Origin of the sequence: Dinoroseobacter sp. S76, assembly GCF_049801095.1 — a bacterium.
Taxonomy (GTDB): domain Bacteria; phylum Pseudomonadota; class Alphaproteobacteria; order Rhodobacterales; family Rhodobacteraceae; genus Dinoroseobacter.
The window spans coordinates 1-26,470 of the sequence record NZ_JBNAGH010000020.1 but is presented as its reverse complement, the minus strand read 5'-3'; the positions used below and the strand labels follow the sequence as shown (position 1 = coordinate 26,470).

General features: G+C 66.1%; 35 protein-coding genes. 16 read left to right on the top strand and 19 right to left on the bottom strand.

The window, feature by feature from the left end:
* Positions 1–420 precede the first annotated feature (420 nt).
* The 8 genes from ACP153_RS22650 to alr form a co-directional block, all read right to left on the bottom strand.
* Complete coding sequence (locus tag ACP153_RS22650) at positions 421–645, bottom strand: hypothetical protein (RefSeq protein ID WP_424973283.1); 225 nt, start codon at positions 643–645, stop codon at positions 421–423.
* A 114-nt stretch (positions 646–759) separates the two neighbouring features.
* Positions 760–1,320: a CvpA family protein gene (locus ACP153_RS22645; protein WP_424973282.1), complete on the bottom strand. Its 561-nt coding sequence runs from the start codon at positions 1,318–1,320 to the stop codon at positions 760–762.
* Between the two features lie 26 nt (positions 1,321–1,346).
* Complete coding sequence (gene radA / locus ACP153_RS22640; RefSeq protein ID WP_424973281.1) at positions 1,347–2,714, bottom strand: DNA repair protein RadA; 1,368 nt, start codon at positions 2,712–2,714, stop codon at positions 1,347–1,349.
* 62 nt (positions 2,715–2,776) lie between these two features.
* A complete protein-coding gene (locus tag ACP153_RS22635) occupies positions 2,777–3,253 on the bottom strand; it encodes a paraquat-inducible protein A (RefSeq protein WP_424973280.1) in 477 nt (158 codons plus the stop codon).
* Positions 3,250–3,615, bottom strand: coding sequence for a hypothetical protein (locus ACP153_RS22630; RefSeq protein ID WP_424973279.1), 366 nt, complete (start codon positions 3,613–3,615; stop codon positions 3,250–3,252). The genes ACP153_RS22635 and ACP153_RS22630 overlap by 4 nt, the downstream gene beginning before the upstream one ends.
* 39 nt (positions 3,616–3,654) lie before the next feature.
* On the bottom strand, positions 3,655–4,401 hold the full coding sequence (locus ACP153_RS22625) for an ABC transporter ATP-binding protein (protein ID WP_424973294.1): 747 nt from the start codon (positions 4,399–4,401) through the stop codon (positions 3,655–3,657).
* Positions 4,402–4,421: 20 nt separating this feature from the next.
* The gene (locus tag ACP153_RS22620; protein ID WP_424973278.1) at positions 4,422–5,198 is read right to left on the bottom strand and encodes an MlaE family ABC transporter permease; all 777 of its coding nucleotides are present in this window, start codon (positions 5,196–5,198) and stop codon (positions 4,422–4,424) included.
* Positions 5,195–6,244, bottom strand: a complete 1,050-nt coding sequence (gene alr, locus ACP153_RS22615) for an alanine racemase (RefSeq protein WP_424973277.1) — start codon at positions 6,242–6,244, stop codon at positions 5,195–5,197. The genes ACP153_RS22620 and alr overlap by 4 nt, the downstream gene beginning before the upstream one ends.
* Positions 6,245–6,436: 192 nt before the next feature.
* Between alr and ACP153_RS22610 the strand changes: the two genes are divergently transcribed.
* Positions 6,437–7,273: a class I SAM-dependent methyltransferase gene (locus tag ACP153_RS22610; RefSeq protein ID WP_424973276.1), complete on the top strand. Its 837-nt coding sequence runs from the start codon at positions 6,437–6,439 to the stop codon at positions 7,271–7,273.
* On the opposite strand, the gene ACP153_RS22605 is transcribed toward ACP153_RS22610, so the two are convergent.
* From ACP153_RS22605 to pyrC, 5 genes are all read right to left on the bottom strand, one after another.
* Positions 7,255–8,058: a DUF1194 domain-containing protein gene (locus tag ACP153_RS22605; RefSeq protein ID WP_424973275.1), complete on the bottom strand. Its 804-nt coding sequence runs from the start codon at positions 8,056–8,058 to the stop codon at positions 7,255–7,257. The genes ACP153_RS22610 and ACP153_RS22605 overlap by 19 nt on opposite strands.
* Before the next feature lie 124 nt (positions 8,059–8,182).
* Entirely contained in the window at positions 8,183–9,691 is a 1,509-nt protein-coding gene (locus ACP153_RS22600) for a replicative DNA helicase (protein WP_424973293.1), read from the bottom strand.
* A gap of 237 nt (positions 9,692–9,928) precedes the next feature.
* Positions 9,929–10,609, bottom strand: coding sequence for an orotate phosphoribosyltransferase (locus tag ACP153_RS22595; RefSeq protein WP_424973274.1), 681 nt, complete (start codon positions 10,607–10,609; stop codon positions 9,929–9,931).
* A gap of 104 nt (positions 10,610–10,713) precedes the next feature.
* A complete protein-coding gene (locus ACP153_RS22590; RefSeq protein ID WP_424973273.1) occupies positions 10,714–11,721 on the bottom strand; it encodes a VPLPA-CTERM sorting domain-containing protein in 1,008 nt (335 codons plus the stop codon).
* Between the two features lie 158 nt (positions 11,722–11,879).
* Positions 11,880–12,917, bottom strand: coding sequence for a dihydroorotase (gene pyrC / locus ACP153_RS22585; RefSeq protein ID WP_424973272.1), 1,038 nt, complete (start codon positions 12,915–12,917; stop codon positions 11,880–11,882).
* Positions 12,918–13,161: 244 nt separating this feature from the next.
* Between pyrC and ACP153_RS22580 the strand changes: the two genes are divergently transcribed.
* The 8 genes from ACP153_RS22580 (at position 13,162) to ACP153_RS22545 (ending at position 18,216) form a co-directional block, all read left to right on the top strand.
* Positions 13,162–13,992: an urease accessory protein UreD gene (locus ACP153_RS22580; protein WP_424973271.1), complete on the top strand. Its 831-nt coding sequence runs from the start codon at positions 13,162–13,164 to the stop codon at positions 13,990–13,992.
* A gap of 99 nt (positions 13,993–14,091) precedes the next feature.
* A complete protein-coding gene (locus tag ACP153_RS22575) occupies positions 14,092–14,394 on the top strand; it encodes an urease subunit gamma (RefSeq protein ID WP_424973270.1) in 303 nt (100 codons plus the stop codon).
* A gap of 17 nt (positions 14,395–14,411) precedes the next feature.
* Positions 14,412–14,540: a hypothetical protein gene (locus tag ACP153_RS22570; protein WP_424973269.1), complete on the top strand. Its 129-nt coding sequence runs from the start codon at positions 14,412–14,414 to the stop codon at positions 14,538–14,540.
* Positions 14,537–14,842 carry an urease subunit beta gene (locus ACP153_RS22565; RefSeq protein WP_424966875.1) on the top strand — a complete coding sequence of 102 codons (306 nt, stop codon included), beginning with the start codon at positions 14,537–14,539 and terminating at the stop codon, positions 14,840–14,842. Before ACP153_RS22570 ends, ACP153_RS22565 begins: the two co-directional genes overlap by 4 nt.
* The gene (locus ACP153_RS22560) at positions 14,842–15,492 is read left to right on the top strand and encodes a hypothetical protein (protein WP_424973268.1); all 651 of its coding nucleotides are present in this window, start codon (positions 14,842–14,844) and stop codon (positions 15,490–15,492) included. The genes ACP153_RS22565 and ACP153_RS22560 overlap by 1 nt, the downstream gene beginning before the upstream one ends.
* 114 nt (positions 15,493–15,606) lie before the next feature.
* The gene (locus ACP153_RS22555) at positions 15,607–15,924 is read left to right on the top strand and encodes an antifreeze protein (protein WP_424973267.1); all 318 of its coding nucleotides are present in this window, start codon (positions 15,607–15,609) and stop codon (positions 15,922–15,924) included.
* Positions 15,925–16,087: 163 nt separating this feature from the next.
* Positions 16,088–17,797 carry an urease subunit alpha gene (gene ureC, locus ACP153_RS22550; RefSeq protein ID WP_424973266.1) on the top strand — a complete coding sequence of 570 codons (1,710 nt, stop codon included), beginning with the start codon at positions 16,088–16,090 and terminating at the stop codon, positions 17,795–17,797.
* A gap of 191 nt (positions 17,798–17,988) precedes the next feature.
* Positions 17,989–18,216 carry a hypothetical protein gene (locus tag ACP153_RS22545; RefSeq protein WP_424973265.1) on the top strand — a complete coding sequence of 76 codons (228 nt, stop codon included), beginning with the start codon at positions 17,989–17,991 and terminating at the stop codon, positions 18,214–18,216.
* Positions 18,217–18,231: 15 nt separating this feature from the next.
* On the opposite strand, the gene ACP153_RS22540 is transcribed toward ACP153_RS22545, so the two are convergent.
* Positions 18,232–18,621 carry a hypothetical protein gene (locus ACP153_RS22540; protein WP_424973264.1) on the bottom strand — a complete coding sequence of 130 codons (390 nt, stop codon included), beginning with the start codon at positions 18,619–18,621 and terminating at the stop codon, positions 18,232–18,234.
* Positions 18,622–18,834: 213 nt separating this feature from the next.
* On the opposite strand from ACP153_RS22540, the gene ACP153_RS22535 reads away from it, so the two are divergent.
* From ACP153_RS22535 to ureG, 6 genes are all read left to right on the top strand, one after another.
* Positions 18,835–19,041: a hypothetical protein gene (locus ACP153_RS22535; protein ID WP_424973263.1), complete on the top strand. Its 207-nt coding sequence runs from the start codon at positions 18,835–18,837 to the stop codon at positions 19,039–19,041.
* 132 nt (positions 19,042–19,173) lie between these two features.
* Complete coding sequence (locus ACP153_RS22530) at positions 19,174–19,443, top strand: hypothetical protein (protein WP_424973262.1); 270 nt, start codon at positions 19,174–19,176, stop codon at positions 19,441–19,443.
* Positions 19,406–19,906 carry an urease accessory protein UreE gene (locus ACP153_RS22525; RefSeq protein WP_424973261.1) on the top strand — a complete coding sequence of 167 codons (501 nt, stop codon included), beginning with the start codon at positions 19,406–19,408 and terminating at the stop codon, positions 19,904–19,906. Before ACP153_RS22530 ends, ACP153_RS22525 begins: the two co-directional genes overlap by 38 nt.
* Positions 19,899–20,552 carry an urease accessory protein UreF gene (locus ACP153_RS22520; RefSeq protein WP_424973260.1) on the top strand — a complete coding sequence of 218 codons (654 nt, stop codon included), beginning with the start codon at positions 19,899–19,901 and terminating at the stop codon, positions 20,550–20,552. Before ACP153_RS22525 ends, ACP153_RS22520 begins: the two co-directional genes overlap by 8 nt.
* Complete coding sequence (locus ACP153_RS22515; protein ID WP_424973259.1) at positions 20,549–20,938, top strand: carboxymuconolactone decarboxylase family protein; 390 nt, start codon at positions 20,549–20,551, stop codon at positions 20,936–20,938. Before ACP153_RS22520 ends, ACP153_RS22515 begins: the two co-directional genes overlap by 4 nt.
* On the top strand, positions 20,931–21,539 hold the full coding sequence (gene ureG / locus ACP153_RS22510; RefSeq protein WP_424973258.1) for an urease accessory protein UreG: 609 nt from the start codon (positions 20,931–20,933) through the stop codon (positions 21,537–21,539). The genes ACP153_RS22515 and ureG overlap by 8 nt, the downstream gene beginning before the upstream one ends.
* A 160-nt stretch (positions 21,540–21,699) precedes the next feature.
* Here the strand turns inward: ureG and speB are convergent, their stop codons facing one another.
* The 3 genes from speB to ACP153_RS22495 all read right to left on the bottom strand — a co-directional run bounded on the left by speB (position 21,700) and on the right by ACP153_RS22495 (position 23,927).
* Positions 21,700–22,659, bottom strand: a complete 960-nt coding sequence (speB, locus tag ACP153_RS22505; RefSeq protein WP_424973257.1) for an agmatinase — start codon at positions 22,657–22,659, stop codon at positions 21,700–21,702.
* A complete protein-coding gene (locus ACP153_RS22500; RefSeq protein ID WP_424973292.1) occupies positions 22,656–23,282 on the bottom strand; it encodes a LysE family translocator in 627 nt (208 codons plus the stop codon). The genes speB and ACP153_RS22500 overlap by 4 nt, the downstream gene beginning before the upstream one ends.
* 78 nt (positions 23,283–23,360) lie before the next feature.
* Positions 23,361–23,927, bottom strand: a complete 567-nt coding sequence (locus ACP153_RS22495; protein WP_424973256.1) for a carboxymuconolactone decarboxylase family protein — start codon at positions 23,925–23,927, stop codon at positions 23,361–23,363.
* A gap of 159 nt (positions 23,928–24,086) precedes the next feature.
* On the opposite strand from ACP153_RS22495, the gene ACP153_RS22490 reads away from it, so the two are divergent.
* A complete protein-coding gene (locus tag ACP153_RS22490; protein ID WP_424973255.1) occupies positions 24,087–24,680 on the top strand; it encodes a TetR/AcrR family transcriptional regulator in 594 nt (197 codons plus the stop codon).
* 26 nt (positions 24,681–24,706) lie between these two features.
* On the opposite strand, the gene ACP153_RS22485 is transcribed toward ACP153_RS22490, so the two are convergent.
* The gene (locus ACP153_RS22485; protein ID WP_424973254.1) at positions 24,707–25,327 is read right to left on the bottom strand and encodes a hypothetical protein; all 621 of its coding nucleotides are present in this window, start codon (positions 25,325–25,327) and stop codon (positions 24,707–24,709) included.
* Positions 25,328–26,470, bottom strand: a 1,143-nt coding sequence (locus tag ACP153_RS22480) for an acyl-CoA dehydrogenase (protein WP_424973253.1), incomplete at its 5' end; no start/stop codon positions are given.

Genomic DNA, 26,470 nt, shown 5'->3' with positions numbered 1-26,470 from the left:
TGGGACAAGGGGCGCTCCGAATCCATTTGCGGTCGCGGCGAGGTGTAATCGCTGAAGCTGCATCTGTCACGAAACTATCACATGTGTGGATGTCGCAGCCGCACCGGAACCCTGCCAATGGCTCTCGCGCGGGCAGATAGACCGGATTGCGGGGCGGGCGAGGGGCGGGCGCGAAGTTTCTGCACCGATCCCGAGAAGACGAAACGCCTGCCCAATCGCTGGGCAGGCGCTGGCCCTGCAGAGCAGGGAGGAGGCGAGGCGCAGGTCTTGGGGAAACACCGCGCTGCGTTTGGGGACGCTCGCCTCCGTTCGAACCCCTTCGGGAGGGAGGGGCTGGGACCCCAGGGGTTCTTGCAACCGGGCCTGCGGGCCGTCCCGAGAGGGGCGAGACGGGCCGCAAGGCTGGAACTCAGGAACTCGTTAGAAAAGACTATCGGCGGACAGATCGAGCATGGGCTCGGTCGTCCCGGCGATCACCGGGTCGATATGCATGCCCGCCAGATCGGGCGATTGCAGGCTGGCACCATCGGATCCCCAGACGCCCAGAACACGGGGCATGGTCAGAGCGTCCGGCGTGAACAGGCTTTCGCCCGGGATCTCTTCGATCCGGTCCAGCGCGTCGCGATTGAAAATGAAGCTGTCCATCTCTGCCTCCTGCAATTCAGTGCTGGAGGGAGATTGGCTGCCGTAGCGTCACCGCTGCGTTAGCGCATGGTCAGGACTGTCTCGTGCGGGGCTTTCGGGGGACGGGCGGGCGCCTCAGCTCGGCGCGCCGCAATTGCCCACGAGCTCTTCGTAGCGGCCCACGATCCAGCCCGTTGCATCCTCGGGGATCTGCGCCTCGAGGCGGGCCGAGAAGTTGCCAAAGATCGAGGCCGAGCGGCTCTCTTCGATCATCGGGATGGTTTCGGTGGTCATGATCCGGTCATAGGCCAGAAGCCCCACCGCCACGAGAAGGATGCCGCGTACCGCGCCAAAGAAGAACCCGAGCCCCTGATCGACCCCGCCAAGTGCTGAGCGTTGGATCAGCCCGGAAAAGAGCGGGGTGAAGACCGATACGACCACCAGCGTGATGGCAAAGACCGCGGCAAAGGCTGCGATGATGGCCAACTCGCAGCTGTCGCGCAGGATCGGGCCCACATAGGGAAGTTCCTTCAGCAGAGGCTCAGCCTGTCCAGCAAAGAGGAAAGCGACAATCGCGGCGGCGATCCATCCGGCAATGGCCATGACCTCGCGCACGAGCCCGCGCGAGAAGGCCAGCAGGGCCGAGACCAAGATGACACCCGCCACGATGCCGTCAACCAGGGTAAATCCGTCCATAGCCGCGCTCACTCTTCCAAGGGCGATCAACCGGCCCCGAACATGTCTCCAACCACCGTGGCCAGATCCGGCATCTGTTGCACCGATAGTCCCGCGGTCGTTCCCGTTTTGCTGCCCGCCGGGGCAAGCGCCTTGGTGAAACCAAGTTTTGCCGCTTCTTTCAACCTGTTTTCCGTCTGACCCACCGGTCGCAGGGCGCCAGAGAGGCTGATCTCGCCAAAGATCGCCATATCTGGCGGTAATGCCACATCTTCGCGCGCCGACAGGAGGGCCGCGGCCACGGCCAGATCCGCCGCCGGTTCGCTGATCCTGAGGCCGCCCGCGATGTTGAGATAGACGTCGAGCCCGATGAAGGGGATGCCGCAGCGCGCTTCGAGCACCGCGAGGATCATCGAGAGGCGGCTGCTGTCCCAGCCCACCACCGTGCGCCGTGCATTGGCCAGGGCCGAGGGCGCGACCAAAGCCTGCACCTCGCAGAGGACGGGTCGCGTGCCCTCGATCCCGGCAAAGACCACCGCGCCCGGGGCAGGGGCATCGCGCCCGGACAGAAAGAGGGCCGAAGGGTTGCCGACCTCGGCGAGACCCCCGCCCGTCATCTCAAAGACACCGATCTCGTCGGCGGCGCCAAAGCGGTTCTTGACCGCGCGCAGGATGCGGAACTGGTGCCCGCGCTCGCCCTCGAAATAAAGCACCGTGTCGACCATGTGCTCGACCACTCGGGGGCCGGCGATCTGACCCTCCTTGGTGACATGACCCACGAGGATGACGCTGGTGCCGCTGCGCTTGGCGAATGTCGTCAGCTCATGGCAGCAGGCACGCACCTGCGAGACGGAGCCCGGGGCGCTGTCCACCGTGTCGGACCAGAGCGTCTGGATCGAATCGAGGATCGCGACCTCGGGCGCCTCGGCCTCCAGCGTGGTGAGGATGTTGCGCAGATTGGTCTCCGCGCCCAGCTTGACGGGTGCATCCGCCAGACCCAGACGGCGGGCGCGCATGCGGACCTGGCTCGTGGCCTCCTCGCCGGAGATGTAGATCGCCTTGGATCCGGCCCGGGCAAAGCTCGCCGCCGCCTGCAGCAGAAGCGTCGATTTCCCGATCCCCGGATCGCCACCGACCATCACCGCCGAGGCCTCCACCAGACCGTCGCCCAGCACCCGGTCGAGCTCCGCCATGCCGGAGATCATCCGCGGCGGGGGCGCGTCCTCGGTCGCGAGATCCCCCAAGGGCACCGTGCGCCCGCGTGCGGCGCCGAGGCTCTTCTTGCCCGGACCTGCGCTCAGCGGTGCCTCTTCCGAGATCGTGTTCCACGCCCCGCAGCTGTCGCAGCGCCCGGACCATTTCGAATGGGTCGCCCCGCACTCGGCGCAGACAAAACGGATCGCAGGTTTGGCCATGATGCTCTCCCAAAGGGGCAAGACTGGTGGGTCGGGGGCGCAGAGCCCCAAGATCTTGCTGCTCAGGCTTGCGTCTTGCCCGATCCTGCGTCCCGCGTCAAACGGGCGGCGGGCGTGGCGAGATAGCTGAGGATGAGCGAGGCGAAGACGCAGGCGGTGAAGAGACCCAGCCCCCAGGCGACCTCGACCCGGCCCAACCCGATGCCTTTGACGATCACCACATAGAGGGCGATCAGGAACACATCCGCCATGGCCAGCCGCCCGAGCCAGATCAACCAGGCGGGCTTGCGCGCGAGATAACCGAATTGCACGGCGGCGAGTGTGAGCGTCTTGGCATAGGGCGCGACCACGGCCAGTAGCGCCACGAGCACCGCAAGGGCCGGGGCCGAGGCCCAGAGACTGACGATCCCCGAGAGGACCGAGATCTCCGACAGGCCAAAGAGCGGCAAAAGCCCCGCCCGGATCAGCGGCGCCATCCAGGCGATGGGAAAGAGAACCAGCAGCGACAGGTTCGCCCAGGCCAGGGCCCGCGCGCTCACAGCCCGCCGCGCCCGTAGAGGATCACCGCGGCAAGCCCCACGCTGATCAGCGCGCGCAGCCGGTGCAGGGCCGGCGGGGCGGTCTCGATCCGCCGCACCTCCAGATGGAGGGCCACGGCGACCCCGGCGGGCAGAAAGACAAAGAGGATCCCGACCACGGAGGGCAGGCCCACGACGCCTCCGACCAGCACAAGGATCACCACCGCGCAGGAAATCGGGACCAGCCCGGCCATGAGCTCCAGGAAATGCCCGATATGCTCAGAGCGATGCTGCCGCGCCACGCTGCGCAGCCACACAAGGGCGAGCACGGCCACATAGGACCACATCAGCACGGAGGCGAATTTCATCGCAGGCACAAGCATGGGCTCAGGCTAGCCCCTGCGCCCGCGCGCGGCAATTGCTCAGCGCACAGCCTCGATCGGGCCCTCGGCAGAGCCGGTGATGAATTGGGTGAGGTAAGGATCGCCACTGTCATCCATCTGCGAGACCGGGCCTGTCCAGCGGATCTTGCCGCCATGGAGCATGGCTACATCATCGGCAATGGCACGGACCGAAGTCATGTCATGGGTGATCGTCATGGCCGTCGCGCCCATCTCAACCACGATCTCGCGGATCAGGTCGTTGATGACGCCGGACATGATCGGATCGAGCCCGGTGGTCGGCTCGTCAAAGAAGATGATCTCGGGCTCGGCGGCGATGGCGCGGGCGAGGCCAACGCGTTTTTGCATGCCACCCGACAGCTCTGCAGGGAGCTGGTCGGCCACATCCGGGGTCAGACCGACGCGGCGCAGTTTCTCGATCGCGATCTCGCGAGCCTCGGCCCGGGGCCGCTTGAGCGAGCCGCGCAGCAGCCGGAAGGCCACGTTCTGCCAGACCGGCAGGCTGTCAAAGAGCGCCGCGCCCTGAAACAGCATTCCGAAACGGGCGAGAAAGGCGTCCCGCTCGACCTTGGTCACATCCTCGCCATCCACGAGGATCTGGCCCGCATCCGGGGTGATCAGGCCCAGCACGCTCTTGAGCGTCACGGATTTGCCCGTGCCGGAGCCGCCGATGATCACCATGCTTTCGCCCTTGGGGATCACCAGATCGACCCCGCGCAGGATCTCCTTGGACCCGAAGGCCTTGGTCACGCCGCGTAGCTCGATCATCGGAGGGGGAGAGGTCTCGGTCATCCGGAGAAAAACACCTCGGTCAGCATATAATTCGCCGCGAGGATCAGAACGGCCGCCGCGACCACCGAGGACTTCGTCGCAGCCCCCACGCCCTGGGCGCCGCGCCCGGAATTCATCCCGAAATAGCAGCCCATCAACGCCGCGATCCCGCCAAAGGCCGCGCCCTTGGCCAGCGACGAGATGATGTCGCGCATCTCCAGGAAATCGACCGTGTTCTGCAGATAGCTTGCCGGGTTGAAGCCAAGCCGTGTGGTCGAGACCACATAGCCGCCCATCACGCCAATCGTATCACCCACCGCCACCAAGAGCGGCACCACCAGAATGGCGGCCAGCACCCGGGGCGCGGTGAGGTATTTCATCGGATGGGTCGAGAGGGTCACCAGCGCATCGATCTGCTCGGTCACCTTCATGGTCGCGATCTCGGCGGCAATTGAGGAGGTCACCCGCGCTGCGATCATCAACCCGCCGAGCACCGGGCCCAGCTCGCGCACCATACCGATGGCAACGATCTGCGGCACGACGGCTTCAGCGGAGAAGCGCGAGCCGCCTGCATAGATCTGCAAGGCGAGCGCGCCGCCGGTGAAGAAGGCCGTCAGCCCCACAACCGGAAGGCTGAAAAATCCAATGTTGAGAATGGCCTGCCCGAACTCTTTCATGTAGAAAGGCGGGCGCACCATATGGGTGAAGGCCGAGCCGGTGAAGATCGCAAACCGTCCCGTGCTCGCCAAAAGGCCGAGAAAGGCCGCGCCAATCGCGCCGAGAAAAGCTCTCATCCCGCGTCTCCGGCATAGAGCCGCGCGTAACGGCCTCCGAGGGAGGTCAGGATCTCGTAGCCGATCGTACCGGCCGCATCGGCGAGCCGGTCCACCCCTTGCGCCGGGCAGAGCAGGTCGAGCGTATCGGGCACCTCGGTCAGATGGCTGACATCCACCGTGAGCAGATCCATGGAGACGCGCCCAGCCAGCGGGCAGGCCACATCGCCCGCATAGAGCATGGCGCGGTTGCTCATGGCCCGGATCAACCCGTCCGCATAGCCCGCCGAGAGGGTCGCGATCGCGCCTTCCTGTTGGGCGACCCAGGAACAGCCATAGCCTACGCTCTCGCCCTGGCTCACGGCCCGCACCTGCACGACCGGGATCGACAGGCGCACCACGGGTTCCGCGCCGCCAAAGGGCGCTCCACCGTAAAGGCCGATCCCCGGGCGGGTCAGGTCGAAATGATAGGCCGAGCCGAGCAGGATCCCGCCCGTGGCCGAGAGGCTCCGCGGCACGGAGATCCCGTCGGTCAGCCGGTGAAACTCCGCCAATTGGGCAGCATTGGCCGGGTGGCCCGGCTCATCGGCGCAGGCCAGGTGGGACATCACCACGCGCGGCGACTGGCTGAGGGCGAACTCGGCGACAGCGGCCCATTCATCGGCCTCCATCCCCAGCCGGTTCATACCCGTATCTAGCTGGATCCCGAACGGGTGGCCGGGCAGGGCCTCCAGATGCCGGGCGAGCTGATCGGCGGAATTGAGCATCGGTGTCAGGCGCGCACCGGCAATCGCCTGGGTATCGCCCGCCATATGGCCGGAAAAGACATTGATCGCGGGGCCGGGGCCGAGCGCTTCGCGGACGGCGACGCCCTCTTCGGCCACGGCCACGAAGAACTGCCGGGCGCCCGCGCGGGCGAGGGTGCGGGCCACGCGCCCGGCCTCCAGCCCGTAACCATTGGCCTTGACTACGGCGCCCGTCGCGACCGCTCGATCCGAGGCCCGGTCGAGGGCGCGCCAATTGGCGGCGATAGCGTCAAGGTCGATTGTTAGTGTTGCAGTGGCCATGCCTCGCGTTTTGACAGCCCCGCGCGCCGCGTCAAGACCTATCAGGGGCGCACGCGGCCTCCTGCCCACCGGGATCGGGGTGGGGCGCGACCTCGGTCCGGCGGAAAACCGGAGACCCGGTCGGGCCATCCGTGCAACACTGGGGATCCGTATTGCACCAACCGAGTTTTTGCCCAATCCACAGGACGCCACATGACACAGACCGAAAACTCCGATGGCTATGTCATCGCCCGCACCCAAAGCGAATATGAGCGCCTCAAGATCCAGGCCAAGGTCTGGCAGGGGCTGACCGAACGGGTTCTGGCGGCGGCTGGCCTGGAGCCGGGGATGTCGGCGCTGGATGCGGGCTGCGGGCCGGGCGAGGTGATGCGCCTTATGGGCCGGATGGTCGGACCCGAGGGGCAGGTGACCGGTGTGGATATCGACCCGGAGGTTGGTGCCTATGGCGTCACCCGCCTGCGAGAGGAGGAAGGGCGCGATTTCACCTTCCATGCGGCCAATTTGCTCGATGGGGGCCTGGTGCCGGGCGCGCCCTTCGATCTGGTCTATTGCCGCTTCGTCCTGATGCATATGGCGGATCCGGTGGTCATGATCCGCCGCTTGGCAGAGCTGTTGAAGCCGGGCGGCACGCTGGTGGTGATGGATTACATCATGGACACGATGCGCGCGGCCCCGGATGACCCGGTGCTGGAACGGGGAATGCAGGTGCTCAATGAGACGCTGGTGGCGGGCGGGCGCTGGATCGATGCGGGACTGCGGCTGGGTGAGTGGTTCGATGCGGCGGGCCTGCCCATGCCCATGGGTGCGGATATGCAAGGGCGCTACGAGGTCGGCTCCTCCAACAGTATGCTTGCCATGGCCGTCAAAGGCTTTGCGCCGATGGGGGTCGAGCTCGGCGTGCTGGGCGCCGAGGAGGCCGCCGCCCTCCCGGGTGAGATCCGCGCAGTGCTGGCTAAGGGCAAGCATTGCCTGCATTGGCCCACGGTCACCGCGGCCTGGACCCGGGTCGGTCAGGGGGCACCCCAATAGCCGCGATTGCGCTGCCAGATCTTTTCGCCGATCTGGCAATCCGTGGCGTCATCGGGGCCGGGAATGTACTGCACCGGGCGCGTCTCGGGCGGCGGGGTGAGGCCCACAAGCTCGAGCACCAGTTTGCGCCGCACCGCATCGGCAAACTGCGCCCAATCGGTGACCGGAATGACGAAACTGCCCGGCCCACCGGTCACGCAGGTGCGGTAATAGACGTCGAGATTGTCCAGATGCCAGGGCGAGCGGGGCACCTCCTGCGTCATCAGGGGGAGCCCGTTGATCACGATCCCATCCGCCACCGCGCGGTCGCGGGCATAGGTCACCAACCCGCCCTGATTGTTCGGCCCGTCGCCTGAGATATCGATCACCCGCCGCAGCCCGACAAAACGGTTGTCGCGCAGGCTCTCCCACCCAAAGGAGAGCGCGCTGGAGATCGAGGTGCGCCGCAGGGCCGGGTTGTAATTCGTGCTGAGCTGGGCTGCGAAGGCCTCGGCCCCTTCGCGATCCTCGATCAGGGTCCAGTCCACGATGATCCGCTGCGCGCCCGCGCCGGCCCATTCCACGTAAGACAGGGCCACACGACCGAGAAACCCGCTTTGCAGGGCGGCGATCACCTCGTCCGAGCGGAGCGCCTCGGCATAGCCCCGGCGCTGGATCTCGAGCTCGGCAGGCGACATGGAGCGGGACACATCTACCGCGAGCAACAGCTCCACATCCACTTCGATCTCCTCGGCGGGGGCGAGGGCAGGCAAAAGGGCGAGACAGAGGGCAAGGAACCAGCGCATGCCCCCAGCCTAGGCATGTCCGCCAGGAATGGGAGGGGGGATGCGCGCGTTCACGGGGCTTTGACAGGGCTCGGCGCGGTTGCGCGGGTCTGCTGCTGCTTTTCGCAGCAGCGCGCCGAGGCCGTCAGCCGAAGCCGCCCCCATCGCTGCCCTGCTGATAGGTTTTCACCAGATTGCCGAAGCGCGTGAACTGGCCTTCGAAGCTCAGATCCACGGTGCCAATGGGGCCATGGCGCTGCTTGCCGATGATCACTTCGGCGCGGCCGTGGAGACGTTCCATCTCCTCCTGCCACTTCGCCATGGCCTCAAGGTCGTGGTCGCCGGGCTTCTCGCGCTCTTTGTAGTATTCTTCGCGGAAGACGAACATCACCACGTCGGCGTCCTGCTCGATGGAGCCTGATTCCCTCAGATCCGAGAGCTGGGGCCGCTTGTCCTCGCGGGCCTCCACCTGACGGCTGAGCTGTGACAAGGCGATCACCGGAATGTCGAGCTCCTTGGCGATCGCCTTGAGACCTTGTGTAATTTCAGAGACTTCGTTGACCCGGCTGTCCTTGGCCGTGGCCGGGCGGACAAGCTGCAAATAGTCGACGATCAGCACATCGAGCCCGCTGGTGCGCTTCAGGCGCCGGGCTCGGGCGGCGAGCTGGCTGATCGGCAGGGCGGGCGTGTCGTCGATATAGAGCGGGCAGCTTTCCAGCGATTTCGCGGCCTCGACAAAGCGGCGGAACTCGGTCTCGTTCATGTCACCGCGGCGGATCTGTTCCGAGGGGACCTCGGCGGCCTCGGACAGGATCCGGGCGGCCAGCTGCTCGGCGCTCATCTCCAGACTGTAGAAGCCCACGACACCGCCATTGATCGTGCCTTCATTGCCATCGGGCTTGCGCCCGCGCTGATAGGCCTTGGCGATGTTGAAGGCGATGTTCGTGGCGAGCGAGGTTTTCCCCATGGAGGGGCGCCCCGCAAGGATCAGAAGGTCCGAGCGGTGCAGACCGCCGAGCTTCTTGTCCATGTCGATCAACCCGGTGGAGACCCCGGCGAGCCCGCCATCCCGCTGATAGGCGGCATTGGCCACGTCCACGGCGGCGGTCACAGCCCGCAGGAAGGACTGGAACCCGCTATCGGTTTTGCCCTGTTCCCCCAGCGCATAGAGCGCTTGCTCGGCCTCGACGATCTGCTCCTTGGGCTCGGAGGCCACATCGACCTCGGCGGCCTTGCTGGCAATCTCGCGACCGAGCTCGATCAGCTCGCGCCGGATCGCCAGATCATAAATCATCTGGGCGTAGTCCTTGGCGGCAAAGGCGCTGATCGCGGCCCCGGCGAGGCGAACCAGGTACGCCGGACCGCCCAGCTCCGCGAGCCCGGGGTCGTCTTCTAAAAACGCTTTGAGCGTGACGGGCGAGGCGAGCGCGTTCTTCTGGATGCGGGTCGCGGCGACCTCATAGATCCGCCGGTGGACGGGATCGAAAAAATGGTCGGGCTGGATGACCATGGCCACCCGGTCGAAAATGTCGTTATTGGTCAGGATCGCGCCCAGGAGCTGTTGCTCGGCCTCGATGTTATGCGGCAGGCCCGGGCCAGCGCCATCCAGAGCCAAGGCCGCTACGGCCTCAGGCAAATTCGCCACCTCGTTCACGCGCCAGCCCCCCATTGCGTTGGACATCTCGTATGGCCCAACGGGCTCGCCAGAGCAATTGTTAGTAACTCTGTGCATAACTGAAAACGTTGGGATTGCCCCAGCATCTTGCGGTTGCGAGGCTTGCCGGGTCAACCGGTTGTGCGATTTCGTCGCGTCACCGGGCGAAGTTTTTTGCCTGCTCAGAAACTGTCCACAGGCGGCCAAACCGGGCTTGCGACATGGCGTCTCGCGGCGTCAGGCGGGCTTGTTGGCCTCTTGCCAGGCGCGCGGCGCGTTCAGGAATGTTTCAACCTCGCCAAGCGTTTCGGCATCAAAGCTGCCCCGCGCGCGGGCCTCGGCGAGCACGTCCCACCAGGTGCACAGATGGTGCAATTTCACGCCATGGGCGGCCAGATTGGCCTCCGTATCCGGGAAGATCCCATAGCTGAAGATCACCGCCGTATGGCCGCATTCTGCACCTGTTTTGCGAATCGCGTCGACGAATTTCAACTTGGAGCCGCCATCGGTGGTCAGATCCTCGACCAGCAGAACGCGCTGGCCCTCGGTCATCACCCCCTCGATTTGGGCGTCCCGTCCATAGCCCTTTGGCTTTTTCCGGACGTAGGTCATGGGCAGAGCCATGCGCTCGGCCACCATGGCGCCGAAGGGGATCCCAGCCGTCTCGCCCCCCGCCACATTGTCGAAGGCCTCAAAGCCCGCCTCGCGCATCACCGTCACCGTGAGGAAATCCATCAAGGTCGTGCGGATCCGCGGGAAGGAGATCAGCTTGCGGCAGTCGATATAGGTTGGCGAGGGCAGGCCGGAGGCGAGGATGAAGGGCTCGCGCGCGTTGAAATGCACCGCTTCGATCTCGAGCAGCATCGAGGCCGTCAGGCGGGCGATTTCGGCTTTGTCCGGAAAGCTGGTGGGGATCATGGCGGCCTCGCGAAGTTGGATCGCCTCCCCCTAGAACAATCCGCGCGCGGATTGAACCCCTGCGGCTCCGCACCGCGCAGGGAACGCGGTGCGAAACCCGTGTCTCAGCCGCGCCGCCGCCGCAGGACCGCGACCCCGCCGAGCCCGGCCAGCAGGAGCGGCAGGCTGGCGGGCAGGGGCACGGGCGTGGCGGTGGGCACCGCGACCTGCACCGCGTTGACCTGGGTGAACGCGGTCTCCAGCAGCATTGAGGCGCCCCCCTCCAGCGTGATGCTGAAGACATAGCGGGTCTGGGCGGTGAGGCTGGCCTCCACTTGCGTGCCATCGGCGATGGCTGAGGCGCCGCCGGAGAAGGTCACGCCCGCGATCGCGCCATCATCGGCGAAGAACATCTCGGCGACCGAAGCGCCGGGGTCGTCCTCGTCCACGGTGATCAGATAGGGCGCCACGGGGAAGTAGGTGATGTCGACGCCGGGGCCGGTCTCGAACAGCATCTCGAAACTGCCGGAGGTGCGTGCAAACCCCTCGGGCCCGTTATGCTCGGCGCGCATCTCGGCCTCGAACTGCCCCACGATGTTGAAGGATATCGCGTCATCGGTGGTGTTGGTGAAGCGGTAGTCGCGGGTGTTGGTGAAACTCGAGGCGGCCTCCGCGTTGATCGGATCCGCCGCATTGGACACCGCCGCGATCCCGGACCGCTCGACCGCGCGCCGGATCGGGTCCTCCTCCGCGTTTCCGATATCCGGGTCGTTTTCAACGAGGATCGACACATCATAGCTCGCCGTGGCCACATCCCCATTGCCGAGATTGGTCTGGCTGTTCGTGCGCTGCGCCTCAAAGGGCGTGGGCGGGTCGCTGAAGCTGTTCCCGACCTGGACATCCGAAGTGTCCGTCGGGGTGAAGCCGGGGCGGTCCACCTGGCTTGTGGCATCTGCGCTCTGGGTCAGGGAGTTCGGTTCGGTATCGATCTCGATCCCCGCAGGTTCGGAGCCGCCATTGATGATGAAAGAATGGCTCATGGAGAGCTCTGAGATCGCCGTGATCGGCGCGGCCTGGGCAAAAGTGGCGCCGCAGATCAGCAGGGTTGAGGCGAGATAAACAGACCGGTTCATAATACTTTCCTTTTAACAAACACGCGCGCAGCCGGGCTCAGAGGAATTGAGCTGCCGTCCCGGAAGGACAGCAGAGGCCGCGTCAGGCAAACGTTAACCGAAAGCTGGGCTTTTGTCGCGCCCGGTGCGGGGGACGCCCGCGATGCGCTTTGCGCCGCCTAGTCCAGCACACGCCAATGGAGCGGGTGACCGGGATCGAACAGGGTCACAGGGCCCGCGCCGGTTTCGATCCGCGCCGGGTAGGGGACCGGCTCCGCATCACGCGCGAGGGTGATCGTGGTCTCGTTCGGCTCCAGCCCGTAATGGGCCGGGCCAAAGAGGCTCGCGAAGCCTTCAAGCTTGTCGAGCGCGTCTTCCTCTTCGAACACATGGGCAAGGCAGGCCATGGTGTTGGAGGCCGAGAAGACGCCCGCACAGCCGCAGGAGGTTTCCTTGTTGTCATCCGTATGGGGCGCGCTGTCGGTCCCAAGGAAGAAGCGCGGATTGCCCGAGGTTGCGGCCTTGCGCAGGGCCTCCTGGTGGGAGGCGCGCTTGACCACGGGCAGGCAGTAGTAATGGGGCCGGATCCCGCCCACCAGCATGTGGTTGCGGTTGATCATCAGGTGATGGGTCGTGATCGTGGCACCGATATGGCCCGCGGTCTCGGTCACATATGTCACGGCGTCGGCAGTGGTGATATGCTCCATCGTGACCTTGAGGCCCGGCGTCGCGCGGCGCAGCGGGTCGAGCACCGTGTCGATGAAGACCGCCTCCCGGTCAAAGATATCCACCTCGGGCGTGGTGACCTCGCCATGGAAACAGAGCGGCAGGCCGATCTCGGCCATGGTCTCCAGCACCGGGCGAACCTTGTCGAAATCCCGTACGCCGGAGGCCGAGTTCGTCGTCGCCCCCGCCGGGTAGAGCTTGACCGCCGTCACGAGGCCCGAAGCATGGGCGGCGGCCACATCCGCCGGGTCGGTCTCTTCCGTCAGGTAGAGCGTCATCAACGGCGCGAAATTCATCCCCTCGGGCAGGGCCTGCAGGATCCGGTCGCGATAGGCGGCGGCATCATCGCCGCGCACCACGGGCGGCACGAGGTTCGGCATGATGATCGCGCGGGCGAAGTGGCGGGCCGTCTCGGGCAGCACGCCCTTGAGCATCTCGCCATCGCGAAGGTGCAGATGCCAGTCATCCGGGCGGCGCAGGGTCAGGCGCATGTCATGTCCTCTCGGCTCGTGTCTCATCCCGCCATGGCGGTTCGTCCGGGTCCTACCTGACCCGGCGCGCCAGAGCCAGAGGGCCGCGCCCCGGCGCGCTGCACATTTATTGGGCGCTTCGCCCGGCAATCGCGCGCAGCACGAAGGCGGATCTGCCACAGGCCGGGGTCTTTCTGCGCTGCGGCATAGGGTTGAATTGCAGCCCGGCGGCTGGCGGGGCAGGGTGCCCGGGAAAGGAGCCTTTATGCTCGACCACGATCCCGAGATGTCCCCGTCCCCCCGCCTGCAGCGCAGTGTCGGCGCGGCGCGCGTGGCGCTGGGCGTAGACGGGGCGGGTCAGACGCGGCTCCGGGATCTGGCGCAGCAGGGCTGTGCCAAGGCGATGCTGCCCCGGACCCATTCCGTGGATCCCGAAGTGGTGTTTCTGAACACGGCGGGTGGGATCACCGGGGGGGACCGGCTGTCCTACAGGCTCGAGCTTGGACCCGGGGCCCGGGCCACAGGCGCCACTCAAACCGCCGAGCGCGCCTATCGCGCGTCCGAAGGGGCGGGCGAGGTGCGCGTCGCGCTGAGTGTCGGGGACGGCGGGCGGCTCGACTGGCTGCCCCAGGAGACCATCCTCTTTGACGGCAGCGCCACGCGCCGCGAGACCCGTGTCGAGATGGCAGGCGGTGCCACGCTCCTTTGGGTTGAGACGCTGGTCTTTGGCCGCGCTGCCATGGGCGAGGCTCTGGCCCAGGTCGCGATGCGCGATGACCGGCAGATCCGCCGCGACGGGCGGCTGGTTCTGTGGGAGCCCTTTGCTCTCACCCCTGAGGCGCTCAGGCATCCGGTGGGCATGGACGGCGCGCGCGCGATCTCGACGGTTGTGTTTCTGTCCCCTGCGGCAGAGACTGCCCGCGATGCGGTCCGACGGCTCACGCCCGAGGGCGTGTATTGGGCCGCTTCGGCCTGGGATGGCAAACTGGTTGTCCGGGCCATGGCTCCGGATGCGCAGCCCTTGAAACAGGCGCTTGTGCCCCTCTTGGAGCTCTTGCGCGAGGGGCGCGCCATGCCCCGGGTGTGGCAGGTATGAGCGGCGGATGGCCGCGCGGGGCCTGTCCAAGCCGGGACGGGCTTGAGAGGCGGAGGCCGCGCCTCCATGTGAAGGACGACAGACGAGAGAGGAGAGGACATGAACCTCACCCCTAGGGAGAAAGACAAGCTGCTGGTCAGCGTCGCCGCCATGGTGGCCCGCGGGCGGCTGGAGCGGGGCGTCAAACTGAACCACCCCGAGGCGATTGCGCTGATCACCGATTATGTGGTCGAGGGCGCGCGCGACGGGCGCAGCGTCGCCGACCTGATGCAGGCGGGGGCCAGTGTGGTCCGCGCCGATCAATGCATGCCCGGGATCGCCGAGATGATCCATGACGTGCAGGTCGAGGCCACCTTTCCCGATGGCACCAAGCTCGTGACTGTTCACCACCCCATTCGCTGATCCGAGGAGACGAGACCATGCAAGATCTGATCGACCGCCTGCGCGCCGCCCTCGACCGCCTCTTTCCGGCGCCTGCCGCGCGGCCCGTGCCCGTGCGTGTCCGGCCCGAGCGGCCCCAGCCTCCGCATCGGGGGGCAGGCCAATGATCCCCGGGGAAATCATGCCCGCCGAGGGCGAGATCACGCTGAATGCCGAGGCCGAGGCGCTGACCCTCACCGTGGCCAATACCGGCGACCGCCCGGTGCAGGTGGGCAGCCATTACCATTTTGCCGAAACCAACGCGGCGCTTTCCTTTGACCGGGATGCGGCGCGGGGGATGCGGCTCGATATCGCTGCGGGAACGGCGGTCCGGTTTGAGCCCGGACAAACCCGCGACATCACGCTTGTGCCGTTCGGGGGGGCGCGCAAGATCTACGGATTCAATCAGGGGATTATGGGAGCACTGTAATGACCAACCTTAGGACGCCGATGGACTTCTGGGCCAGCGGCATGAAATTCTGGCAGAAATCTGTCGAGATGCAGATGCAGATGGCCGAGAGCGCCTTCAAGCTGGCCAATGTCTATTCGCCGAATTCGGTGACCATGCGGACGCAGGTCCTCAAAGCCTCGGCGCCGATTGCCAAGACCGGCACGCAGGCGGTGGCGAAGTCCGCAGCGGCGGCCATGGCGGCCACGGCGCAGGAGCTGCCGAAGAAAACACCGGCCAAGACTGCGACGGTGACCAAGCTGAAAGCCGCGCCGAAGCCCGCCGCGAAAGCCGCGCCGAAGCCCGCCGCGAAAGCCGCGCCGAAGCCCGCCGCGAAAGCCGCGCCGAAGCCTGCCGCGAAGGCTGCGCCGAAGCCTGCCGCCGCAGCAGCGCCGGCGACCACGACCAAGCCTGCGGCAAAGCCCGCTCCGGCCAAGGCCGAGACCGCCGAGGCGCCCAAGCCCACGCGTCGCCGGACCCCGCGCAAGAAGACCGTGAGCCTTGCTCCCATGCCCGAGGCCGTCAGCGAGACCACCCCGGCCGCGCCCAAGGCTGCCGCCGCCAAGCCGGCCGCCGCCAAGAAGCCCGCGGTGAAGGCCAAGGCGACCAAAACCGCGCCCAGCAAGGCGTAAGACGGGGCACGCCCCGTTCCAAATTCGGCAAGGGCCCCGCGCGGGCCCGCGCCAGGCCCCCTTCAGAGACCGGTTTTCTCAGTGCCTCTGTCCCAAGTGAAAGCACCCCCTCCCATGAAACACACCTCTAATATGTTCGACTATCTCAGCACCGGCGCAAATGTCTGGCGTTTGGGGTTCGAGACCAACTCGGTCATCATGTTGCGCATGATGGGCATGGCGGGGTTCTGGAACACGCCGTTTGACGAGAATTGGCGCATGGTGGCCGAAAAACCCAAGGTCTTTATCAAATCCGGCAGTGACGGTCTCGTGGCCGCGATGCAGGGCAAGGACCCGGCCCAGGTGATGGATGCGTCGATCAAGCGGCTGAACAAGGCCACCAACGCCAATCGCAAACGTCTGGCAAACCGGGGCCCTCGCAAGATGCACTGAGCCGCCCAGTCTCGCCCAGCCGCGTTGCCTGATTTTTGGGCGGCGCGCGAGGCCCGGGGCGGCTGCGCTGCCTGAAAATGCGCTTCCTTGCTGCATTTCCGAGCCGGGGGCTTAAACTGTCGCAGAACTGACCTTTCAAGACCGACTGACCCAAGGACTGCCCATGCCCGCCAAGATCTCTCGCGCTGCTTATGCTGACATGTATGGCCCCACGACCGGCGACAAGGTGCGGCTCGCGGATACGGACCTGATCATCGAGGTGGAGCGCGACCTGACCACCTATGGTGAAGAGGTCAAGTTTGGCGGCGGCAAGGTGATCCGCGACGGGATGGGTCAGGCCCAGACCACGCGCGCGGACGGGGCCGTGGATACGGTGATCACGAACGCGCTGATCGTGGATCACACGGGCATCTACAAGGCCGATGTGGGCCTGCGCGACGGGGTGATCGCGGCCATCGGCAAGGCGGGCAACCCGGATACGCAGAGCGGTGTCGACATCATCGTCGGCCCGGGCACCGAGGCCATTGCGGGGGAGGGACGCATCCTCACCGCGGGCGGGTTTGACAGCCATATCCATTTCATCTGCCCGCAGCAGATCGAGGATGCGCTCCATTCAGGGGTGACCACCATGCTTGGCGGCGGCACCGGCCCGGCCCATGGCACGCTGGCCACGACCTGCACGCCGGGCTCGTTCCATATCGGGCGGATGCTGCAATCCCTCGACGCCTTCCCGATGAATTTCGGCTTGTCCTGCAAGGGCAATGCGAGCCTGCCCGGCGCGCTGGTCGAGATGGTCGAGGCGGGCGCCTGCGCCATGAAGCTGCACGAGGATTGGGGCACCACGCCCGGTGCCATCGATTGCTGCCTGAGCGTGGCCGATGACATGGACGTGCAGGTGATGATCCACACGGACACCCTGAACGAGAGCGGTTTTGTCGAGAACACGATCGGCGCCATGAAGGGCCGCACGATCCACGCCTTCCACACCGAAGGCGCCGGTGGCGGCCATGCGCCGGACATCATGAAGGTTGTGGGCGAGGAGCATGTGCTGCCGAGCTCCACCAACCCGACCATGCCCTACACGGTGAACACGCTCGAAGAGCATCTCGACATGCTCATGGTCTGCCATCATCTCGACAAGGCGATCCCCGAGGATGTGGCCTTCGCTGAGAGCCGGATCCGCAAGGAGACCATCGCCGCCGAGGATATCCTCCACGATATGGGGGCCTTCTCGATCATCGCCTCGGACAGTCAGGCCATGGGCCGCGTGGGTGAAGTGATCATCCGCACCTGGCAGACTGCCGACAAGATGAAGAAGCAGCGCGGGCGTCTGTCGGATGAGACCGGCGACAATGACAACCTGCGCGTCCGCCGCTATGTGGCGAAATACACGATCAACCCGGCCATCGCCCATGGGATCAGCAGCCATATCGGCTCGATCGAGGTGGGCAAGCGCGCGGATCTCTGCCTCTGGAGCCCGGCCTTCTTCGGCGTGAAGCCCGAGATGGTCTTGATGGGCGGTACGATTGTCTGCGCGCAGATGGGGGACCCGAATGCCTCCATCCCGACGCCGCAGCCGGTTTATACCCGGCCGATGTTCGGGGCCTATGGCCGGTCGGTGGAAAACTCGGCGGTGCTCTTTGTCAGTCAAGCGGCGCAGGCCGCCGGGGTTGGCGCGGGGCTGGGGCTCGCCAAACAGACGCTGGCGGTGGAGAACTGCCGTGAGATCGGCAAATCCTCCATGGTGCTGAACAACGCCACGCCCGAGGTCGAGGTGCATCCCGAGACCTATGAGGTCCGGGCGGATGGGGAGCTTCTGACCTGCGAGCCGGCGACGGAGCTGCCTCTGGCCCAGCGGTATTTCATGTTCTGACGCGGCCAGTTCGGGCGGAAAAGACATGGCCTGCGCGCGCATTGGGCGCGGCGCAGGGTCCATGCGGGAAATCTGAGCAGGGCATGCAGGGGTGCTGGAAAAACACGTCAGGGAAACGGGATTGAGGCAGGGATTGCGCTATATTGTCGCAGGAAGAGGGCGTGCCGACGCGCTCAACCAAGAGGCTGACAATGACTGTATATCTCTCGATCCCCGGCGTGCGCCCGGACCCGGTGCAAAGCCAGATCGATCTGTTTTTTGCCGAACTGGGGCTGGGGGTGAACCCGGAACGCGCGGTGGCGCCTCGGCTGGGCGAGTTGAAGCGCTTGCACGCCATGTCCGATGCGCGGTTGGAAGAGATTGGTGTGCCGCGGGATCAGATCACCGCCCATGTGTTTCGCGACCGCTTTCACCGGTAGACCGCGCCCCGTCGCCTAGACCGGCGGCGCAGTCCGGCACGCCGGACTGCGCGGACCCGCTTGCGCAGGCCAGCGTCGTCCGACCTGTCCTGACGGTCTGGACCCTGGCGCGTCCGCAGCGGGCACATGTGCCCGCTGCACCAGGCGAAGCTGCGCGATCTCGGTGCGGCGAAAGAACCGGGGATCTGTCTGGATCTCGAGGGGCAACCGCTCTTTCAGCACACTGCGCTGGGTCATGTGCACGATCCGCAGATCATAGGCCATCCCCCGCAGCGCCCCGGCCCCTTGTGCGGCGAGGATCTGGGCCCGCAACGCCGCTTCTTCAGCCTTCAACGCCTTCAAGCGCGCGCGCAGGATCGCGAGCTGGTCGGGCAGGGGCAGTCCGTCGAAGAGGGGGCGCGTCATCTCGGTCTCTCTGGCAAGGGCTTTTGCCCAGTCTTCGCAAACCCGCTGAAGATCGCGTTAACCATGATCGCCGCAGGCCCGCTCAACGACTGCTCGGGGCATGCTCCAAACGCAACCCGGGCTTGCCGAGACGGGTCTACCCAAACGCGGTCCACCATTGCATATCATTGGATACAGGGAGGAAACACGTGACCCACACCACGGAGGTTTCCAATGACAAGTCTCGTTCTCGACCGCCCGGCCGTCTCGCGCCTGGCCACAACCATCTTCGACGCCGTGATGGCCGCTCCGAACCGGCTGGCCCATGCGCACGAGATGCAGCTCGAAGCCGAGCGTATCTTCGCACTGACCCCGGCGGACCTGGAAGATATGGACACAACGCGCGACGCGCTCCTGCGCGAGCTGGCCGCCAAGGCCTGATCTCCCGCATTGGCGACAGCTCTGCACCCGGTGCAATCCCGGGTTGCGGAGCGTCCGCTTGCTGCGCGCTTTCGGTGTATGCGATAGCATACGCCTGGGAGGAAAGATCGAACACGAAAGATCCCCAATCCTATGGTTTCGAATTTCCTGATATCTCTGCACCCGTCGCGCGGGGTTTTCGCGCGGATCCGGGGGTTTTGGACCGAGCTGCGCGAGGCCCATGCCATGGCGACGGAGTTCGCCGCGCTGAACGCCCTCTCGGATACGGATCTCGCGCGGATGGGCCTGACCCGCGCCTGCCTCAAGCGGCATTTGCGGCAGAAAGCGAGCGCCAAGGTGCTCAGCGGACCCCATGGGGGCTGGCATGAGCGCGCCCCGCATCACCGCGCTCACAAGCGCTGAGGGCGCGACGGATACGCTCAGCCTCGATTATGAAGGCCGGTTCCTGCGGCGCAAACGGCTTGTGACCGACGGGGGGCGGGCCTTTGTGCTCGACCTGCCGGAAGTGGTGAGCCTTGGCCCGGAGCATGGGCTCGACCACCCGGACGGGACCCGGATCGCGATCCGCGCGGCGCCCGAGGCGCTGTTGCGCGTGACCGGAGATCTCACCCGGCTGGCCTGGCATATCGGCAACCGGCACACGCCTTGTCAGATCGCTGAAGACGCGCTCTTCATCCGCCATGACCATGTCCTCGCGGGAATGTTGCGCGGGCTTGGCGCCGAGGTCACAGAGGTGACCGCGCCCTTTGAGCCCGAGGGCGGCGCCTATGGCCATGGCCGCACCATGGGCCATGATCACGGGCCGGACGATCCTCACAGCCACAGCCACAGCCACAGCCACAGCCACGGGCATAGCCATGACTGATGGGGCGACACATGCCCTGCAGAGCCGGTTGAGCCTTGCCCAATGGCTCTCGCCCGGCTTCCCGGTCAGCGCCTATGCTTATTCCCACGGGTTAGAGCAGGCGATCGCAGCGGAACAGATCCGGGATGCGGCAAGCCTGACCACATGGCTCGAAGGGTTGTTGAGCATGGGGAGTTGCCAGACCGATGGAGTTCTGGTGGCCCGCGCCGCTGCGGGGGATCCTCCGGAGCCGCTGGCTGAGGTCGCCGAGGCTCTCGCCACATCCGCCGAGCGGTGGACCGAGACCCGGGATCAGGGTGCGGCCTTTATCCAGACGACCAATGCGCTCTGTGCCGAACAACTCCCGCCGCTGCCCTACCCGGTGGCAGTCGGGATCCGGGCGCGCAGCCTCGGCCTGCCGCCCGAAGAGGTAGTCGCGCTCTACCTGCAGGCATTTCTCGGCGGGCTGGTTTCGGGGGCTGTGCGCCTCATCCCGCTCGGACAAACCGAGGGGCAGCAGGTCTCGCAGGCCTTGCATCCCGTGATCTCTGCCGAAGCGACCCGGCTTGCGGAGCTGCCGCTGGCCGAAATCGCCACCAGCGCGCTGCAGGGGGACCTCGCCGCCATGGCCCATGAAACGCAAGATGTCAGGATATTCCGCACATGAGCACGACCGAAACCGGACGCCGCCTGTCCGAGGAACTGAACCCCGGGATGGAGGCCGCGCTGGAGGCGCGTTACGGCCATCTCGTGCCCGGTCTTGCCGAGGGCGTGGTGGATTTCGCCTATGGTCGGCAATATGCGCGCCCCGGGCTGCCCCTGCGCGAGCGCTACATCGCGACCATCGCGGCGCTGACGGCCCTTGGGGGCCAAACCAAGCCCCAGCTCAAGGTGAATATCGCGGGCGGGCGCAAGGCGGGGTTGAGCCAGCAGGAGATCGGCGAGGTGATTTGGCAGATGGCGCTCTATGGCGGATTTCCAAGTGCGATCAATGCGCTGAACGCCGCTCTTGAGGTTTTTGCTGAGGAAGAGGAGACCGAAAGCGATGTCTGAGAACGGGCCTTTGCGCGTGGGGATTGGGGGGCCGGTCGGGGCGGGCAAGACGACGCTGACCGAGCAGCTGTGCCGCGCGCTACGGGACCGTTATTCGGTCGCGGTGATCACCAATGACATCTACACCTCTGAGGATGCGGAGTATTTGATGCGGGCGCAGGCCCTGCCGTTGGAGCGGATCCGTGGGGTCGAGACTGGGGGCTGCCCGCACACGGCTATTCGGGAGGATGCCTCGATCAACCTGGCGGCGGTGGCGGATCTCAGGGCGCGGTTCGCGGATCTCGACGTGATCCTGATCGAGAGCGGCGGGGACAATCTGGCCGCGACCTTCAGCCCGGAGCTCGCGGATCTGACGATTTATGTGATCGATACGGCGGCGGGGCAGGATATTCCGCGCAAGAAAGGGCCGGGGCTGACGCGCTCGGATCTTCTGGTGATCAACAAGACGGATCTGGCGCCCCATGTGGGGGTGGACCGGGATCTCTTGCAGAGCGATGCGCAAGCCGCGCGTGGGAACCGGCCCTTCGTGATGGCAGCGCTGAAAGCCGGGCAGGGTGTGCCCGAGATTGTCGATTTCCTCGAAACGGAGGGCGGGCTTTAGCCAGCCCGGTGGGCGTGGGACGCAAGGGCGTGCCACGCTGCGATGCGCTGCCGCTTTCGCACAAGGATCGGTGGCCGCAACGCCAAGCCGGGGCAACGCCCCGGCCCGCCCTCGCGGCGGACCCGCGTCGCGGCCCGGTGGCGCATCGCATCGGGTTTCTTCAAAGCGGCCCCTCGGCCATATGGCAAAGCATCTCGAACATGAGCGACGCGCCGAGATAGGCGGTGGCCCCAGCAGGATCGAAGGGGGGCGCGACCTCCACCAGATCGGCGCCGACGATGTTGAGCCCGCGCAAGGCGCGCGCCACCTGCAAGGCCTGATAGGAGTTCGGCCCGCCCACCTCGGGCGTGCCCGTCCCGGGGGCAAAGGCCGGATCCACGAAATCGATGTCGTAGGTGACATAGGTTGGGGCTGTGCCAACGATCTCGCGCGCCTCATCCATCACATGGGCGATCCCGCGCTCGAAAAACGCTTCGATCGGGATGATCGTGACCCCGACCTCGCGGGCATAGTCGCGATCTTCGGTGCCATAGGCCGTGCCGCGGATCCCGATCTGCACGGTCCTCGCCGGGTCGATCAGACCCTCCTCGATGGCGCGTCGGAAGGGGGTGCCATGGGTGAATTTCGTCCCCCCGAAATAGCTGTCGAAGAGATCGGTGTGACTGTCAAACTGGATCATCCCGAGCGGGCCCTCGGCCCCCAAGGCGCGCAGGATCGGCAGCGTGCACAGGTGATCTCCCCCAGCGGTCAGGGGGCGAATGCCCGCCGCCACAACCTCGCGATAAAACGCGGTGATCCGGTTCAGGCTGTCCTGAAGATCCGCCGGGTTGGGCGCCACATCCCCAAGATCCGCGCAATTCGCGGCGCGGAAGGGCGCAACCTCCGTCGCGCCATGCTGGGCCCGGATCATCGTCGACATATCGCGGATCTGCCGGGGCCCGTGCCGGGCGCCGGGCCGGTTCGTGGTGCCGCCATCCCAGGGCGTGCCGATCAAGCCGATCTCAACCTCTGCGAAACGCGGATGATCCGGTGTCACCACGGGCAGACGCATGAAGCTCGGCGCGCCCGCATAGCGGGGCAGTTCGGTCCCGGAGATGGGCTGGAAAAATGGATCGCTCATGCGGCGCGCTGTGCGGTGGCCGTGAGGGCCCCCATCCCGATCAGCGTGCCGCCCCCGGCGCGGGTCATCCAGCGCAGGGTCGCCGGGCGTCGGATCTGCGCCCGCAGCCGGTCCGCCAGCAGCGCATAGGCCAGTGCGTTCAGGGTGGCGAGGGTCACGAATGTGCCGGTCAGCAGGGCGAATTGCGGCAGGAGCGCTGCGCTCGCATCCACGAATTGCGGCACGAAGGCGATGAAAAACGCGATGCTCTTGGGGTTCAGCGCCGTGACCGTGGTGGCATGGAGGAAGGTCTCCCGCGCGCTGGCCTGTGCCGGGATCCCGGCTTCGAGCCCCTCGGAGGGCGGGCTGCGCAGAAGCTTGATCCCGAGCCAAACGAGATACGCCGCTCCGGCCCATTTCAGGGCTGTAAAGAGCGTGGCCGAGGTCATCACCAGCGTGCCAAGCCCGGCGAGCGACGCGCTCATCGCGATCAGATCGCCGAGCGCCACCCCGGCGGCGGTACTTACCGCCACGCGGCGCCCCTGGCTCAGGGCATAGCTCAGAACCAGAAGGATCGTCGGGCCGGGGATCAGCAGCAGAAGGGTCGAGGCGACCACAAAGGCCAGCCAGGTTTCGACCGGCATGATAGAGAGAAACATGGGGAGGGGCCTCCGAAAGGTGTCAGCACACCCTAGGAGGCCCCGCCGGGCGGGATCAAGGGCTTAGGCGGCTTCGGAGGAAGCCTTGCTCCAGGCGAATTTCTGCATCACCTGATCCACCGGCGTATCGGCCAGGTGGTTGATGTAGTTGGACATCACCTTCTGCGCGATCCCGAGCACGACCTCGAGCACCTGCTCGCGGGTGAAGCCCGCATCGAGGAAGGCCTGCACCTCGGCATCCGTGGCGTTGCCCCGGCTGCGCACCATGGTCAGGGTGAAGTCGCGCAACGCTTCGAGACGCGGGGTCGGCAGCGGTGTCTCGTTGCGCAGGGCCTCGGTGATCGCGTCATCCACCTTCATCATCTTGGCTATGCCCGTATGGGCCGGGACGCAATAATGGCACTCATGCTCCACATTGATGCTCTGCCAGACCACGGTGAGCTCATCGGCGTCGAAGCTCGACTCCGTGAAGAGCTTGTGCAGCATCTGATAGGCCTCAAAGGTCTTGGGGCTTTCGGACATGACCGCATGAAGGCCCGGGATCCGACCGAAGTTTTTCTGGGAGTTTTCCAGCAGGGGTTTGCTGGCTTCGGGGGCGGTGTCCAGATTGTGCAGGGTGAAGTCGGTCATGGCAGCCTCTCATGCGGCAGGGTTGGGTTGATGCGACAAGACATACCTTTCTTGAGCGATCGTTCAAGAATATATTTGAGCGATCACTCAAACGTCATCTGGTTTTGTCCGTTCCCTGGGCTAGAACCAAGACTGACCAATAGACACAAAGGACCTGACATGGCGCGCCGCCCCTCCCATGACCGAGCTGCAACCCTGGACCGGGCGCGGGATCTCTTTTGGGCCAAGGGCTATCACGGCACCTCGCTCAAGGATCTGGAGGCCGCGCTCGATATGCGCCCGGGCTCGATCTATGCGGCGTTTCAGAACAAGGAAACGCTCTATGGCCTGACGCTCGCGCGTTATGCCGAGACCGGGCAGAACGGGTTCGCGGCTCTGCGGGCCGAGATGGGCCCGCTTGAAGCGCTGGAGGCCCATATGCGGAACTTTGCGGATCTGGGCACGCGGTCTGGCCCGGCGCGGGCCTGCATGCTGGTCAAGACGATCCTCGAGACGGCGGATGTGCCGGGTTTGCGCGCCCAGGCCGAAACCCTGATGGCCGAGACCGAGGCCGTCTTTATTGCTGCCTTTGCCGAGGCGCGGGAGCGGGGGGAGATCGCCGCCGAGAGCGATCCCGAGGCACTGGGCCAAAGGTTCCAGGCGGAGATTGTCGGGCTGCGCGCCTATGCCCAACGCTCCGGCAGCGCAGAGGCCGTCGCCCGTCTTGCAAACGGGTTTGCGGACCGGGTTGCGGAGTTGCGCGTTCTCTCCTGATCGGAGCTCTTTCCCCGCCGGCTGCGTCAGCCGCGCAGCACATCGCTCGCGGACAGATCACCCCGGCGCATCATCTCCTGCAGCGCGCGCCCAATGCTGGTCACCGCTTCGGTGCCGGGCGTGGTCTCCACCGGCGGCAGATCGCAGAGCGCGGCCACCTCGTGCCGCGCCGTACGTTCCAGCGCGTCCAGCGCCAGACCGCCCTTCTGTAACAGGCGCGCTGCATTCCCGAAGCGGCCCACGGGGATCAGGGGTTGGAACCCGGCGACGTAGCAACCGATCGCCATCAGATGCAGCTCATCCTTACCCCAGGAGAGCAAGCGCCCACCGCCGCTGAGCCGATCCAGCGCCAGCAGGGCTTCGGGCACGCTCATACCCTGGCTGGCGATCATCTCATCTGTGATCCCGGTCCGTGCCGTGATCTCGGGATCGAGAGGGATCTGCTGTCCGGTGCGGGCCAGCGGGCGCAACAGGAATTGCGCGCTGTGGCCCAGCTCAAACGGCGGGTCGAGATAGAGCGGCTGCGCCGCAATCCGCAGGACAATCGGATCCGGGTCCAGCGGACCCCGCCAGAGCCGCGCACGCGCCCCCGCCGTTTCCAGCAATGCGCAATCGATAATGGTGACGTAGCGCGCGTCCGGATCCACCTAGAAAAACGCCTGCAGGCCGGTCTGGGCTCGGCCGAGGATCAGGGCGTGCACGTCATGGGTGCCCTCATAGGTGTTCACCGTCTCCAGGTTCACCATGTGGCGCATGACCTGGAACTCCTCGGAGATCCCGTTGCCCCCATGCATGTCCCGGGCCATCCGCGCCATCTCCAGCGCCTTGCCGCAATTGTTCCGCTTCAGCAGGCTGATCATCTCGGGCGCCGCCCGGCCCTCATCCATCAGCCGCCCCACGCGCAGGGCGGTCTGCAGGCCGAGCGCGATCTCGGTCTGCATATCGGCGAGCTTCTTCTGGAAGAGCTGGGTCTGGGCGAGGGGACGTTTGAACTGGTGCCGGTCGAGCCCGTATTGCCGGGCCGCGTGCCAGCAGAATTCCGACGCGCCCATCACGCCCCAGCCGATGCCATAGCGCGCGCGGTTCAGACAGCCGAACGGCCCTTTGAGCCCCTCGACCCCGGGCAGGAGCGCGTCCTCGCCCAGCTCCACACCATCCATGACGATCTCGCCGGTCACCGAGGCCCGCAAGCTCAGCTTGCCGCCCAGCTTGGGGGCGCTCAGCCCGGCCATCCCCTTTTCGAGCACAAAGCCCCGGATCTTGCCGCCATGGGCCTCGGATTTGGCCCAGACCACGAAAACATCCGCGATCGGCGCGTTCGAGATCCACATCTTCGAGCCCGTGAGGCGATAGCCGGTGGCGGTCTTCTCGGCGCGGGTCTTCATCCCCGCCGGGTCCGAGCCCGCATCGGGCTCCGTCAGACCGAAACAGCCGATCAGCTTGCCCGCGGCCAGCCCGGGCAGGTATTTCTGGCGCTGCTCCTCGGAGCCATAGGCATAGATCGGATACATCACGAGCGAGCTCTGCACCGACATCATCGAGCGATACCCGCTGTCGATCCGCTCAATCTCGCGCGCCACGAGCCCGTAGGCCACATAGGACCCGCCGAGCCCGCCATAGGCCTCGGGCACGGTCACCCCGAGCAGGCCCGCTTCGCCCATCTCGGCGAAGATCTCGGGCGCCACTGTGGCTTCGCGATAGGCCTCGATGATCCGCGGCGCGAGCTTGTCGGCCGCAAAGGCCGCCGCCCCGTCGCGCAACATCCGCTCCTCCTCGCTCAGCTGATCCTC